The 13,879-nt window shown below is 74.0% G+C and carries 14 protein-coding genes; 4 read left to right on the top strand and 10 right to left on the bottom strand.

Annotated features, from left to right (window positions below):
• Window positions 1-424: 424 nt before the first annotated feature.
• Complete coding sequence (locus tag ACE4Q9_RS24880) at window positions 425-1,156, bottom strand: VIT1/CCC1 transporter family protein (RefSeq protein WP_397986454.1); 732 nt, start codon at window positions 1,154-1,156, stop codon at window positions 425-427.
• Between the two features lie 675 nt (window positions 1,157-1,831).
• On the opposite strand from ACE4Q9_RS24880, the gene ACE4Q9_RS24875 reads away from it, so the two are divergent.
• The 4 genes from ACE4Q9_RS24875 to ACE4Q9_RS24860 are packed head-to-tail and all read left to right on the top strand — an operon-like array spanning window position 1,832 to window position 6,619.
• Window positions 1,832-3,052, top strand: a complete 1,221-nt coding sequence (locus tag ACE4Q9_RS24875) for an ADP-ribosylglycohydrolase family protein (protein WP_397986453.1) — start codon at window positions 1,832-1,834, stop codon at window positions 3,050-3,052.
• Window positions 3,040-4,401: an ADP-ribosylglycohydrolase family protein gene (locus tag ACE4Q9_RS24870; RefSeq protein ID WP_397986452.1), complete on the top strand. Its 1,362-nt coding sequence runs from the start codon at window positions 3,040-3,042 to the stop codon at window positions 4,399-4,401. Before ACE4Q9_RS24875 ends, ACE4Q9_RS24870 begins: the two co-directional genes overlap by 13 nt.
• The gene (rbsK, locus tag ACE4Q9_RS24865; RefSeq protein ID WP_397986451.1) at window positions 4,398-5,294 is read left to right on the top strand and encodes a ribokinase; all 897 of its coding nucleotides are present in this window, start codon (window positions 4,398-4,400) and stop codon (window positions 5,292-5,294) included. Before ACE4Q9_RS24870 ends, rbsK begins: the two co-directional genes overlap by 4 nt.
• On the top strand, window positions 5,291-6,619 hold the full coding sequence (locus ACE4Q9_RS24860) for a CaiB/BaiF CoA transferase family protein (RefSeq protein WP_397986450.1): 1,329 nt from the start codon (window positions 5,291-5,293) through the stop codon (window positions 6,617-6,619). Before rbsK ends, ACE4Q9_RS24860 begins: the two co-directional genes overlap by 4 nt.
• Before the next feature lie 79 nt (window positions 6,620-6,698).
• Here the strand turns inward: ACE4Q9_RS24860 and lgt are convergent, their stop codons facing one another.
• From lgt to ACE4Q9_RS24815, 9 genes are all read right to left on the bottom strand, one after another.
• Window positions 6,699-7,706: a prolipoprotein diacylglyceryl transferase gene (lgt, locus tag ACE4Q9_RS24855; protein ID WP_397986449.1), complete on the bottom strand. Its 1,008-nt coding sequence runs from the start codon at window positions 7,704-7,706 to the stop codon at window positions 6,699-6,701.
• Window positions 7,707-7,802: 96 nt separating this feature from the next.
• The gene (locus tag ACE4Q9_RS24850; RefSeq protein WP_397986448.1) at window positions 7,803-8,579 is read right to left on the bottom strand and encodes a DsbA family protein; all 777 of its coding nucleotides are present in this window, start codon (window positions 8,577-8,579) and stop codon (window positions 7,803-7,805) included.
• Between the two features lie 146 nt (window positions 8,580-8,725).
• Window positions 8,726-9,544 carry a tryptophan synthase subunit alpha gene (gene trpA / locus ACE4Q9_RS24845; protein WP_397986447.1) on the bottom strand — a complete coding sequence of 273 codons (819 nt, stop codon included), beginning with the start codon at window positions 9,542-9,544 and terminating at the stop codon, window positions 8,726-8,728.
• Window positions 9,541-10,824 (bottom strand): tryptophan synthase subunit beta, encoded by a 1,284-nt coding sequence (gene trpB / locus ACE4Q9_RS24840; protein ID WP_397986446.1) that lies wholly within the window; start codon window positions 10,822-10,824, stop codon window positions 9,541-9,543. The genes trpA and trpB overlap by 4 nt, the downstream gene beginning before the upstream one ends.
• A gap of 64 nt (window positions 10,825-10,888) precedes the next feature.
• Complete coding sequence (trpM, locus tag ACE4Q9_RS24835; RefSeq protein ID WP_397986445.1) at window positions 10,889-11,098, bottom strand: tryptophan biosynthesis modulator TrpM; 210 nt, start codon at window positions 11,096-11,098, stop codon at window positions 10,889-10,891.
• A gap of 21 nt (window positions 11,099-11,119) precedes the next feature.
• The gene (gene trpC / locus ACE4Q9_RS24830) at window positions 11,120-11,929 is read right to left on the bottom strand and encodes an indole-3-glycerol phosphate synthase TrpC (RefSeq protein ID WP_397986444.1); all 810 of its coding nucleotides are present in this window, start codon (window positions 11,927-11,929) and stop codon (window positions 11,120-11,122) included.
• A gap of 145 nt (window positions 11,930-12,074) precedes the next feature.
• The gene (locus ACE4Q9_RS24825; RefSeq protein WP_397987318.1) at window positions 12,075-12,467 is read right to left on the bottom strand and encodes a DUF2752 domain-containing protein; all 393 of its coding nucleotides are present in this window, start codon (window positions 12,465-12,467) and stop codon (window positions 12,075-12,077) included.
• A 318-nt stretch (window positions 12,468-12,785) separates the two neighbouring features.
• Window positions 12,786-13,049: an HGxxPAAW family protein gene (locus ACE4Q9_RS24820; RefSeq protein ID WP_397986443.1), complete on the bottom strand. Its 264-nt coding sequence runs from the start codon at window positions 13,047-13,049 to the stop codon at window positions 12,786-12,788.
• A gap of 169 nt (window positions 13,050-13,218) precedes the next feature.
• On the bottom strand, window positions 13,219-13,857 hold the full coding sequence (locus ACE4Q9_RS24815; RefSeq protein WP_397986442.1) for a TIGR02234 family membrane protein: 639 nt from the start codon (window positions 13,855-13,857) through the stop codon (window positions 13,219-13,221).
• Window positions 13,858-13,879: the final 22 nt, after the last annotated feature.

Genomic DNA, 13,879 nt, shown 5'->3' with positions numbered 1-13,879 from the left:
CTCTGCGGAGATGGCGAAATTTCGTGCAGGTTACATGATGGCCCGGTTCTCGGGAAGCGGATACTCCGTTTCATCATGCGGACACCGCGGGGGTTCATGGCCGGGTGTCCGGGAGCCGCGCGGGGCGGCCGGGTACCGCACGAAACGGCCGGTGCCGCATGGCGCGGCGACCGGGGTGCCGCACGGGGCGGGCCGGCCGCCGCGGTGGCGGCGAACGCGTGTGGGTGGACCGCTGCGACACCATCGGTCGGATCGGTGTCCATCGGTCCGGGGGGAGCAGGGGGGTCTTCGTCGGCCCGCCCCGCAGGGGGTGCGGCAGGCGTCATTGCCCACGGCGCTTACGGCTCATGCCCCGCGGTCATGCATCCGAAACCAACGGGTAACGGCTACTTATTCGTCATCCCGTATAAGTACGGGTCGCGCCTTATCCTACGGCCGTTCCGAACAGGGTCCCCAGGGCGTACGTCACACCGGCGGCCGCGCCACCCAGCGCGAGCTGCCGCAGACCGCTGAACCACCAGCTGCGCGCGGTCACCTTGGCCACCACGGCGCCACAGCCGAAGAGCCCGATGAGCGCGAGCAGCAGGGCGGGCCACAGGTCGGTCGCGCCGAGCAGGTACGGCAGCAGGGGCAGCAGTGCGCCGAGGGCGAAGGAGCCGAAGGAGGAGACGGCCGCGACCAGCGGGGAGGGCAGGTCGCCCGGATCGATGCCCAGCTCCTCGCGGGCGTGTATCTCCAGGGCCTGCTCGGGGTCCTTGGACAGCTGCCGGGCCACTTCGCGGGCCAGGTCGGGGGCCACGCCCCGCGCCACGTACAGCGCCGCCAGCTCGTCCTCCTCGTCCTGGGGGTGCCGGCGCAGTTCGCGGCGCTCCACGTCCAGCTCGGCCTCGACCAGGTCGCGCTGGGAGGCGACGGAGGTGTACTCGCCGGCGGCCATGGAGAATGCGCCGGCGGCGAGGCCCGCGAGGCCGGTGATGACGATGGTCTGGTGGCCGACGGAGCCACCGGCCACGCCGGTCATCAGGGCGAGGTTGGAGACCAGGCCGTCCATCGCGCCGAAGACGGCGGGGCGCAGCCAGCCGCCGTTGACATCGCGGTGCGTGTGGTTGTCGCGGTGCGCCTCGTGCAGCGCGGCCTCGGTTTCGATGAGGGCCATGATCTTCTTCCCCGATTTAGCTTAGCCAAAGCTAACTTTGGACGAGTTCTACTTTTCGACACCACGAAATCTACGTCGTTCCCGATCGGGTCGCCAGCAAGGAAAGGCTCGGCTAACCTGCGGCTTTACGCTTCCTTCGCTTCCGTGGGGCCGGCTGAGCAGCTTCGCCGATGGCGCAGACGGGAGCGCGCTGCCCGGGCCGGCCATTACCCCGAGGCCGGCGCCGACGACACCCTCGGCGACCTCGGCCGTGACCGTGGTATGCGCGCCGCCATCACCCTCGCCCGTCCGCCATCGACCTCGCCCGTCCGCCGTCGCCTGAGCCCTCGCCGCGCCCACCCCGGCGACCCCGGAGGCGCGGCCGCGCCGGCGGAGTTCAGCGTCCGCTGCACCCCAGGACGGCGACGGGGGCGCGGCCCCGCGCCAGGGCGACGACCGTCTCCCCCACCCTCACCGGCGCGGACGGCGCGCCCGCCTTCGCCCTCGCCCCCTCGAACCCCAGATCCCGGAGCACGTCCACGGCTACGGCGCCGCCCTGATCCCACAGACCCGGCGGGGACGCCTGTCGGGTGCTGCCCGGCCACGCTCCGTCCGGCCTGGCCGACACCCACTCGGCGGAACTCGCCGGACTCCTGGAAGCCGGGCAACCGGCCCGGCCGGGAGGATGATTCGGGCATGACGCCCAAGCAACCCAAAGGCACCGGACAGCCCGATCTGGACGAACGGATCTCCGGCGCCCTCGTCGGCGCGGCCGTCGGCGACGCCCTCGGCGGGCCGGTCGAGGGCTACTCCCCCGACCAGATCACCGAGCGCCACGGCGGCCCCGTGCACGGCATCGTCGGCCCCTGGCACGGCGACGCCCGGCACACCGCCCGCCCGCCCGCGCCGTACCACAGGGGCGACGGCCACGTTGGCGACGGCACCCTGCTGACCCACGCCCTGGTCCGGGTCTACGACCGCGTCCGTGACCACCTCGACGCCTACGCGCTCGCCGAGCACCTGGTGCCCGACCTGATGGCCAACCCCAACTGGATCCCCGGGCCGGAGGGGGCGGCACTGCCGCCGCACCGCCACTCCCTCGCCGAGAAGTGGCTGGTGGCCCGGCTCGCCCACGGCCACGCGGACCCGCGGGAGGCGGGCGTCGGCACCCTCGCCGACCGCGGTGCGGCGATGTACTTGGCCCCCGTCGGCCTGGTCAACGCGGCCGACCCGCGCGCCGCGTACGCCGAGGCGCTGGACATCGCCGCTGCCCACCAGTCGTCGTACGGCCGGGAGGCGGCCGGTGTCCTCGCCGCGGCCGTCGCCGCCGCCACCGCACCGGACGCGACGCCGGACTCGGTGGTGACCGCCTGCCTCACCCTGGCCAAGGACGGCACCCGCGAGGCGATCGAGAAGGTCTGCGAAGTGGCCTACGGATACGACGACTTCGTATCGGCGCTCGGTCCGCTGCGGGCGGCGGTCGAGCCGTACGACTCGTCCGGCCCGGACCACCGGTCCCCCTCGCTCGGCGCCGACCGCCCCTCGCGACTGCACTCCATCGAGGAACTGCCCATCGCGCTGGGCATGTTGGTGGTCTCGGGCGGCGACTACCGGCACGCGGTGCTCGGTTCGGTCAACTACGGGCGGGGCTGCGGCTCGATCGCCGCCATGGCCGGTGCCCTCGCGGGCGCGCTCGGCTCGCCGGTGCCGCAGGAGTGGGCGAAGACGGTCGCGGAGGCGAGCCGCCTGGACCTGTGGCAGCCGGCCCGCACCGTCGCCCAGGTAGCCCGCGAGGTCTTCGCCCTCGACCGCGCCCGGCACCACGCCCGTGAGCTGGCCTTCACCGCGCTGGGCGGCGCGCCGGACATGAGCGACGCGTTCCCTTCCGACCGGGGAGGCGCGCCGTGCTCCGCCTGACCTGGGTACAGCCCGAGGACCTGCTCGGCCACGAGCTGCGCCAGGCCCGGCTCGACGGCCGTGAGCCGTCCCGGATCGAGGAGCGCTGGCGCGCGGCGGGCGGCCCGGACGCACCGGAGCGCGCGGGCGCCTCCGCGCACCGCGTCTCCCGCTATCTGCGACTGCTCGCCGAGGATCTGCTGGACGAACTCGCCGACCTGCCCAGCCGGTTGGCCGACGACGAGCCGACCGAGCTGTCCGCGATCCGGGCCGCCTGCCCCGACTGGCCCACCGCGCAGCTCTCCGGCACGCCGGGACCGCTCGCGTACGAGGCGTCCTGGCTGGGCCGGGCCATCGGCTGTCTGCTGGGCAGGCCGGTCGGGAAGCTCCCCCTGGAGGCGGTACGCGCCCTCGGCCGGGCGGCCGGGAACTGGCCGCTCTCCGGCTACTTCACCGCACGGGGCGTGCCCGCGGAACTGCTCGACGTGTACCCGTGGGACCGCCGCCCCGCCGCCACCTCGCTCGCCGAGAACATCGACGGCATGCCCGCGGCCGGCGACCTCGACCACCCGCTGCTCGGCCTGCTGCTGCTCCAGCGGCACGGGAAGGGCTTCAGCACCACGGACGTCGCCCGGCTGTGGCTGGAGGAGCTGCCGCCCGGCCGGACCTCCAGCGCCGAACGCCTCGCCTACCGCAACCTCCTCACCGGCGTGGAACCCCCGCACACCGCCCGGTACCGCAACCCCTTCCGGGAGTGGACCGGCGCCCTGGTCCGCGCCGACGTCCACGGCTGGACCAATCCGGGCGATCCCGCCGCCGCGGCCGACCAGGCGTACCGCGACGCGGTGTTGACCCACACGGCCAACGGCGTCTACGCGGCCATGTTCACCGCCGCCACCCTCGCCGCGGCCGCCACCGGCGACCATGACGTGCACACCTGCCTGCGGGTGGGCCGCTCGGTCGTCCCGCACCGCTCCCGGCTGGCCCACGCCGTCGACCACGCGGTTCAACTGGCCGCGTCACGGGCGGACTTCGACACCGTGGTGGACGAACTCCACGCCCGCCACTTCCCCGCCCACCACTGGATGCACGCCCTGCCCAACACCGCCCTGCTGGCCGCCGCGCTCACCCACTCGGACGGCGACTTCACCGGCTCGGTCCGGCGGGCGGTGGCGGGCGGCCTGGTCACCGGCTCGGCCGGCGCGAGCGCGGGCAGCGTCGCCGGGCTCCTCGCGGGCTCCCCCGCCGCGCTCCCCGAGCACTGGCGGGCCCCGCTGAAGAACCGGCTCGCCACCGCCGTCGCCGACTTCGACGGCACCGGCTTCGACACCCTCGCCCACCTCACCCACCTGGAGGCGAACCGCCCATGACCCATATCGCCGTCCTCGGCAGCACCAACATGGACCTCGTCACCTTCGTCGCCAGGGCCCCGCGGCGCGGCGAGACCGTGACCGGCCGGGAGTTCCGCACGATCCCCGGCGGCAAGGGCGCGGGCCAGGCGATCGCCGCCGCGCGGGCCGGTGCCACCGTCTCGATGATCGGCGCGGTGGGCAACGACGCGGCCGGGGCCCGGCTGCGGGAGACCCTCGAACACTCCGGCGTGGACACCGACTTCCTGCGCACGGTCGAGGGTCCCTCCGGCACCGCGCACATCGTGGTGGACGACGAGGGCGGCAACTCCATCGTCGTCATTCCGGGCGCCAACGGCACCGTCGACCACCTCTCGCCGGGCGACGAGGGGCTGATCGCCACCGCCGACACCCTGCTGCTCCAGCTGGAGATCCCGCTGGCCGCGGTGGTCGCGGGCGCGGCGGCCGCCCACCGGCACGGGGTGCGGACGATCCTCACCCCCTCCCCCGTCCAGCCGCTGCCGCCCGAACTCCTCGCCGCCACCGACCTGTTGGTGCCCAACGAGTACGAGGCGATCACCCTCACCGGCCGCACCGACCCGCGCGAGGCCGCCACCGCGCTGCTGGACCTGGTGCCGCGCGCGGTGGTCACCCTGGGCGCGACCGGCTGTCTGTACGCCTCGCGGGACGCCCCCGAGCCGCTGGTGGTGCCCGCACCGCGGGTCGAGGCCGTGGACAGCACGGGCGCGGGCGACACCTTCACCGGGGCGCTCGCGGTGGCCCTCGCCGAGGAGAAACCCGTACGGGAGGCCCTGTCCTGGGCGGCCGCCGCGGCGTCCCTCTCGGTGGAGCGGGCCGGGGCGTCCGCGTCCATGCCGTACCGCCCGGAGATCGACACCCGGTTCACCGCATGAGCGGGGACACGGGCGGAGGGGCGCGCGGGGGCACGGGCGGAGGGCCCGGCGCGGGGACGAGTGGTCGAGCGCGCGGGGGCACGGGCGGAGGGCCCGGCGCGGGGACGAGTGGTCGAGCGCGCGGGGGTGCGCAGGCGCCTGCCGCGGCGCTGGGGGGGCTGCGGGTGCTGGACCTGGCGACCCTCTTCGCCGGGCCCATGGCCGCGACGCTGCTCGGCGACTTCGGCGCCGAGGTGATCAAGGTCGAGCATCCGGGGCGCCCCGACCCCTGCCGGGGACACGGTCCGGCGAAGGACGGGGTCGGCCTGTGGTGGAAGGTGCTCGGCCGCAACAAGCGGGCGATCACCCTGGACCTGTCCCGGCCGGGCGGTCGCGCGATCCTGCTGCGGCTCGCTGCCACCGCCGACGTCGTGATCGAGAACTTCCGCCCCGGCACGCTGGAGAAGTGGGACCTGGGCTGGGCGGAGCTGTCCGCGGCCAACCCGCGCCTCGTGCTCGCGCGGGTCACCGCGTTCGGGCAGTTCGGGCCGTACGCCCACCGGCCCGGATTCGGCACCCTCGCCGAGGCGCTGAGCGGTTTCGCCGCGCTCACCGGGGAGCCGGACGGGCCGCCGACGCTGCCGCCCTTCGGGCTCGCCGACTCCATCGCGGGCCTCATCACCGCCTACGCCGTGCTCACGGCGCTGGCCGCGCGGGACCGCACCGGCACCGGGCAGGTCGTGGACATGGCGATCATCGAGCCGATCCTGTCGGTGCTCGGCCCGCACCTCACCTGGTACGACCAGCTCGGCTACGTCCAGGAACGCACCGGCAACCGGTCCGCGAACAACGCCCCGCGCAACACGTACCGCACCGCCGACGGCACCTGGGTGGCCGTCTCCACGTCCGCGCAGTCGGTGGCGGAGCGGGTGATGCGGCTGGTGGGGCGGCCGGACCTGATCGAGGAGCCCTGGTTCGCGACGGGCACGCAGCGGGCCGCGCACGCGGAGGTGCTGGACGCGGCGGTCGGCTCCTGGGTCGCCGCCCGCACCCGTACGGAGGTCCTCGCGGCGTTCGAGAAGGCGGAGGCGGCGGTGGCGCCGGTGCAGGATGTGCGGGACGTGTTCGAGGACCCCCAGTACCAGGCGCTGAACACGGTGACGACCGTGCCGGACCCGGAGCTGGGTCCGCTGCGCCTCCAGAACGTGCTGTTCCGGCTGTCCGCCACGCCCGGCGCGATCCGCTGGACGGGCCGGCCGCACGGCGCGGACACCGACGCGGTCCTCACCGAGCTGGGCCTCGCCCCGGCCGATATCGCCGCCCTGCGCACGGAGGGCGCCCTGTGACCCCGGGGGCCTGCCGGCCACACGCGCGGGGGGCGCCCGGAGATCTCCGGGCGCCCCTCGGCATCGTACGAACCGTTCGTCAGGTCTTCTTCGTCGCCGACTCGGCTTCCTCGGCGGCCGCCTTCGGCTCGTCCGCCGGCTCCCCAGCGGGCCTCTCGGCCTCGGTGTCCGGCTTTGCTCCCTCCGCCGAACCGCCGGAGGCGAGCGGCTGCGTACCCTCGGCCGAACCGCCGGAGGCACGCGGCTCCGAGTCCTCCGCCGGGCCGTCGGAAGCGAGCGGCTCCACGGTCTCCTCGCGGCCCGGACGCAGGCGGGCCGAGAGGATCATGTAGGTGACCGCCAGCAGGAAGACGATCAGCGCCGTCCAGTCATTGAGGCGGAGGCCGAGGATGTGGTGTGCGTCGTCCACCCGCATGTACTCGATCCAGCCGCGGCCCACGCAGTACGCCGCGACATACAGAGCGAACGCCCGGCCATGGCCCAGCGTGAAGCGGCGGTCGGCCCACATCACCAGGAAGGCGACGCCGATGCACCACAGGGACTCGTAGAGGAAGGTCGGGTGGTAGTAGCCCGGCACCCGGCCGCCCTCGGAGGACGTGATGTGCAGCGCCCAGGGCAGGTGGGTCTCCCTGCCGTACAACTCCTGGTTGAACCAGTTGCCCCAGCGCCCCATGGCCTGCGCGAGGGCGATACCGGGCGCCACCGCGTCGGCGTACGCGGGCATCGGGATGCCCCGGCGCCGCGCCCCGATCCACGCGCCCAGCGCCCCGAGCGCGATCGCGCCCCAGATGCCCAGGCCGCCCTGCCACACCTTGAACGCGTCCACCCAGTCACGGCCGGGGCTGAAGTACAGCTCGTAGTCCGTGATCACGTGGTAGAGCCGGCCGCCGACCAGGCCGAACGGGACGGCCCACACCGCGATGTCGGCGACCGTGCCGGACTGGCCGCCACGGGCGACCCAGCGCCGGTTGCCGAGCCAGACGGCGATGAAGACGCCGATGATGATGCAGAAGGCGTAGCCGCGCAGCGGAATGGGGCCGAGGTACAGCACCCCGCGGGACGGGCTGGGAATGTAGGCAAGTTCCATGGCAAGTCCGACGCTACCGTGCCGGGCCCCGGCGGCACCAAGCCGCCTGGCTACGGGTCCATAACAGGGACATGAGATTCGCCTGCCCGCGCCCCCCTATCCCCGGTCCGCCGACTCCACCAGCTGCTTCAGCTTGGCCGGGGACATCGTCTGGTCCTGGTAGATGTTCTTGCCGCCGAGCAGCACCGTGGGCGTGCCGCTGAAGTTGCCGCTCTGGAACGCCTTCTGCGAGCGGTTCACCCAGCTGTCGTGCGTCCCCGCGTCCACGCACTTGCGGAACGCCGGGGTGTCCAGGCCGCCGACCTTGCCCGCCAGCGTGGTCAGCTTGGCGTCGTCGGCGAAGGCGTCGTCGGTCTCCTTGGGCTGGTTCGAGTAGAGCGTGTCGTGGTAGTCGCGGAACTTCCCGGCGTCCTGGGCGCAGGCCGCCGCGTTGGCCGCGCGCAGCGAGCCGGTGCCGCCGAGATTGCCGTCGATCAGCCGGACCAGGTGGTACTCGATGCGGAGCTTGCCCGCGTCGACCAGCTCATGGAGCGTCGGCCGGTACGCCGTCTCGAATGCCTGGCAGGCGGGGCAGCGGAAGTCCTCCCAGATCGTGAGCGTCGACTTCGCGCCGTCCTTGCCGACCGGGATCGCGAGGCTGTCCTTGCCCTGCGCCCCGGAGGGCGCCACGACCGGGCCCGCGCTGCCGCTCGCCTTGTTCTTGCCCGCGTTCGCGGCGATCACGCCGATCACCGCCGCGAGGGCCAGCACGCAGGCGACGCTGGCGCCCACGATCAGCGCCCGCCGCCGCTTCTCCGCGGACTTCTGCTTCTCGCGCTCGACCGCCAGCCGCTGCCGGGCGGTCCGCTTTCCGTCACGGTTCTTCTCGCTCACACCCCCAGAACGAACCGGGGAGGCGCAGCGCGCCTCCCCGGCCCGAGGTCCACCCGTTCGAGTGACCGGAATGCCCGATACATGACGGCGGACCGCGCCGGGACGACCGGTGGCACCCCTCGGTCACGACCGGCGGCGCCCCGTGGTCACGCCTGGCCGCGCACGCCCTTCGCCAGGTCCCCGGCCAGCTCGCGCACCGCCGCCAGGCCGGACGCGTGGTCCGGGGCGTCCAGCATCCGCTTGACGAAGGCCGAACCGACGATCACACCGTCGGCGAAGGTGGCGACCTCCGCGGCCTGGACCGCGTTGGAGACGCCGAGGCCGACGCAGACGGGCAGCTCGGGGCGGCTGACGCGGGTGCGCTGCACCAGGTCCTGGGCCTGTGCGCCGACGGACTCACGGGTGCCGGTGACGCCCATGAGCGAGGCGGCGTAGACGAAGCCGCTGCCCGCCGCGGTGATCTCGGCGAGCCGCGCGTCCTTGCTGCTCGGCGCCACCACGAAGACGGTGGCGAGGCCGTGCTTGTCGGCGTGCTCCCGCCACAGCGCCGACTCCTGCACCGGCAGGTCGGGCAGGATGCAGCCCGCGCCGCCCGCCTCGGCCAGCTCGGCGGTGAACCGCTCGACGCCGTAGCGGTCGATGGGGTTCCAGTACGTCATCACGAGCACGGGCTTGCCGGTGGCCGCGTGCGCCTCGCGCACCGTGCGCATCACGTCCGCGATCTTGACGCCGCCGCGCAGGGCGATGTCGTCGGCGGTCTGGATGACCGGGCCGTCCAGCACCGGGTCGCTGTGCGGCAGACCCACCTCGACCACGTCGGCGCCGCCGTCGAACACGTTCTTGATCGCCTCGATGCCACCGTCCACGGTCGGGAACCCGGCCGGCAGGTAGGCGATCAGCGCGGCCCGGCCCTCGGCCCTGGCGGCGGCGAGGGTGTCCGTCAACAGCTGGATGTTCCCGCTCACTTGGCGTCCCCCTCGATCTCGGCGGTGGCGGCGGCGTCCGCGGCCACCTCGGCGTCGGTGTCGTACAGCCCGAAGTAGCGGGCCGCGGTGTCCATGTCCTTGTCGCCGCGACCGGAGAGGTTGACGACGATCAGCCCGTCGGCGCCCAGTTCCCTGCCGACGTCCAGGGCGCCCGCGAGGGCGTGGGCGCTCTCGATGGCCGGGATGATGCCCTCGGTGCGCGAGAGCAGGCGCAGGGCCTGCATGGCGGCGTCGTCGGTGACCGCGCGGTACTCGCCGCGGCCCGAGTCCTTGAGGTAGGCGTGCTCGGGCCCGATGCCGGGGTAGTCCAGCCCGGCCGAGATCGAGTACGGCTCGGTGATCTGGCCCTCCTCGTCCTGGAGGACGTAGGAGCGGGAGCCGTGCAGGATGCCGGGCTCGCCCGCGGTCAGGGTCGCCGCGTGCTCGCCGGTGCCGAGGCCGTGGCCGGCCGGCTCGCAGCCGATGAGGCGGACGCCGGCGTCGGGCACGAAGGCGTGGAAGAGGCCGATGGCGTTGGAGCCGCCGCCGACGCAGGCGACGGCCGCGTCGGGCAGGCGTCCGGCGCGCTCCAGGATCTGGCGGCGGGCCTCGACGCCGATGACCCGGTGGAAGTCGCGGACCATGGCCGGGAAGGGGTGGGGGCCCGCGACGGTGCCGAACAGGTAGTGGGTGCGGTCGACGTTGGCGACCCAGTCCCGGAACGCCTCGTTGATGGCGTCCTTGAGGGTGCGGCTGCCGGACTTCACGGCGACCACCTCGGCGCCGAGCATGCGCATCCGGGCCACGTTCAGGGCCTGGCGCTCGGTGTCGATCTCGCCCATGTAGATGGTGCAGTCGAGGCCGAACAGCGCGCAGGCGGTGGCGGTGGCGACGCCGTGCTGGCCCGCGCCGGTCTCGGCGATGACGCGGGTCTTGCCCATGCGCTTGGTGAGCAGCGACTGGCCGAGCACGTTGTTGATCTTGTGCGAGCCGGTGTGGTTCAGGTCCTCACGCTTGAGGAACACCCGTGCGCCACCGGCGTGTCCGGCGAACCGGGGCACCTCGGTGAGGGCCGAGGGGCGGCCGGTGTAGTTGACCATCAGGTCGTCGAGTTCACGGGCGAACTCGGGGTCCTGCTTGGCCTTGTCGTACTCGACGGCGACCTCGTCCACGGCGGCGACGAGGGCCTCCGGGATGAACTTGCCGCCGAACGCTCCGAAGTAGCCCTCGGAGCTGGGCACCTGACCCTCCGGGTCGGGAAAGAAGTAGTTGCTGGGCATGCCGGTACCTCACGGTGAGTGCGTGTGAAAAGACACTGTTCGCCGTGGGGCGGCGGATCGACTGTCAGCTGCCGACCGTCGGTGGCCGGTCGCGCAGTTCCCCGCGCCCCTTGGGGGCGCGGGGCCATCGCATGCCGTTCACTTGCCCCGGTTCGTCGCCGATGACGTAGCGGACCCGGCGGCCGTGGACGCGGCGCGCGGGGGCGCGGCAGCCGCGGGGGCGGCAGCCGCGGGCGAGGCGCGCATAGCGGTCCACGGTGGTCGTCGCAGTCATCGGGGGCAGCCTAGTGGGGGATCAGTCGCGGCCGTGCCGCAGCGCCGGGTGCTCGCCGGCGGCGACCATGTCGGAGACGGCGGTCCGCGGGTCGCGGCCGGTGACCAGGGACTCGCCCACCAGGACGGCGTCGGCGCCGGCGTTGGCGTAGGCGATCAGGTCGTGCGGCCCGCGCACGCCGGACTCGGCGACCTTGACGATGCCCTCGGGGATCTCCGGGGCGACCCGCTCGAAGGTGCCGCGGTCGACCTCCAGGGTCTTGAGGTTGCGCGCGTTGACACCGATGATCCGGGCGCCCGCGGCCACGGCGCGCTCGGCCTCGTCCTCGTCGTGCACCTCGACCAGCGGGGTGAGGCCGATGGAGACGGCGCGCTCGATCAGGGACTCCAGGGCCGGCTGCTCCAGGGCGGCCACGATCAGCAGGGCGAGGTCGGCGCCGTACGCGCGGGCCTCCCACAGCTGGTACGAGGTGACGATGAAGTCCTTGCGCAGCACCGGGATGTCCACGCGGGCGCGGACGGCCTCCAGGTCGGCGAGGGAGCCGCCGAAGCGGCGCTGCTCGGTGAGGACGGAGATGACGGCGGCGCCGCCCGCCTCGTAGTCCGCGGCGAGTCCGGCCGGGTCGGCGATCGCGGCCAGCGCGCCCTTGGAGGGGCTGGACCGCTTGACCTCGCAGATCACCTTGACGCCGTCGCCCTTGAGCGCGGCCACCCCGTCCTTGGCGGCGGGTGCTTTGGCCGCGCGCTCCTTGAGCTCGTCGAGGCTGACGCGTGCCTGCCGCTCCGCGAGGTCGGCACGGACTCCGTCGATGATCTCGTCGAGCACACTCACGCGAGCGGCCCCCTTTCAGACGGTTCGTTCCTTCGGGTTCCTTCAGGTGGTGGAAACCCGTGGTCACTCGATGGTATCCGGAGCAGGGCCGGGGCCTCGCATCCGGTGGACGCCGGTTTCACTCCTTGGACACGGGCGCCGCAGGTCAGGGGTGCAGCCAGGCGCCGAAGGGCAGGTTGCGGACCACGGTGAACACCAGCAGCAGGCCGCCGAGGACCCACAGCTGGGCATTGCCGAGGGCGAGCCGTGCGGGCCGGCCGCGCCACGCCCGTACGACCCAGACCACCCACAGCACCGCGAAGAGGAAGTAGCCGGCCACGGCGGGCGCGTTGTCGTGCAGCGCCGCCACCAGGTCCCCGTGCACGAACGCGTGCGCGCTGCGCAGTCCGCCGCAGCCGGGGCAGTACAGGCCGGTGAACCGGTAGAGGGGGCAGACCGGGTAGTGGCCCGGATGGTTCGGGTCGACGATCCCGACGTAGGCGAAGGCACCGGCGACCGCCGCGAGCACACCGGCGGGGGTGGCGAGGCGCCGCCGCAGGGGGGCGGGCGGGGCGGCGGCGTGGCCGGGCCAGGGGTGGGCTGGAAGGCCGGGCCAGAGGCGGAGCGGGGTGCTCGGGGCGCCTGTTGTGGCCGGGTGGGGGTCGGTCCGGGCGGGGGCGGGGGGCGCGGCGGGCGGGGCCGGTCGGTTGGCGGCGGTCACGTCAGGCATTCTCGCCGACGCGGCGGCCGGGCGCGCGGGAGAGCCGTGTCCCGTGCTCCTGGGACGCCGTCCCGTGCCCCTGGGAGGCGAAAGGGCGGTCCGGGTCCGTCAGGGACTCCGGGCCGCCCTCGAAGAAGAGGTGCCGTGCTCGGCGGCTCAGCTCTCCACCGCGACCGGCTCGCGCGCGGCGACGGGGGCACCGCCGACCATCTTGAGCGGCTTGGCGCTGGCGCCGAGACCCATGGCCTTCATGATGCCGCCGACGAGGGCGCCACCGATGATGAGCGCCATGCCGACCCAGAAGCCGATGGTGTTGGCCATCACCATGAAGGCGCCGGTGACCAGGAAGCCGATGAAGGAAATGATGACACCGGTCCAGGCGGCCGGGGTGTGACCGTGGCCGTGGCTGCTGCCCGCCATGTCTGTGCTCCTCGTTGCTGTGTACGTGTCCCAGGAGAGCGACGTACGTGTCGTACGGCGCCGAGCCCGCCCGTCACTGTCCGAGCCGGACGCTCGCCGTCCATTGTCCCGTACGCGTATGCGCGCCGGACGCGGGGGTGGGCGTCTGGTTCGCCACATCCGCGCCGGGTCAGGCGCCGGTGGGGTCCTCGCCCCGGTCCAGGGCCTTCCAGATCTCCTCGGGCCGCTCCGGGTCGACCGGCCTGGCCGCCTTGCGCGGGCGGTCGGTGCCGCGCTCGTAGCGTCCGGACATGGCGGGCCAGCCGCTGCCGAAGCGGAGCGCGAGCAGGCCCGCGAGCAGGATCAGCAGGCCGCCGACGGCCGCCACGTAGGGCCAGCCGGTGTGGCTCAGCGCCGCGACCGTGGCGGTGGTGTCGCCGCTGGCCTGGGCGGCCTTCTCGTCCAGCGCGCTGCTGTCGGAGGCGGAGAACAGGGCGGCGGCCATGATGCCCGCGCCGGACAGCGCGAGCAGAGCGGCGACGAGGAAGCGGCCGGCCCGGCGGACGGCGAAGACGGCGACGAGCGCGGCGAGGCCCACTATGGCGAGGGCCGCGGGCACTCCCGTGACCTCGCTGCCCTTCGCGGTGAGCGGGAACGCGCCGCCGGCCACCGACGCGGTGCCCTCCGCCCAGCGCTGCCGGCTGGCGAGCAGCGCCACGGCCGCGCCGAGCGCGCCGAACAGGAGGGCCATGGCGAGGCTGCGGCGGCCGGTCCGGGCGGGCGCGGCGGCTTCGGAACGGGGGTGAGGAACAGCAGTCACGTACTCCACTATCGCCTGAACCCCCGCCGAA

It is taken from the genome of Streptomyces sp. AM6-12, from assembly GCF_044327085.1.
Lineage (GTDB): Bacteria > Actinomycetota > Actinomycetes > Streptomycetales > Streptomycetaceae > Streptomyces.
This window is presented reverse-complemented; position numbering and strand designations above follow the sequence as displayed.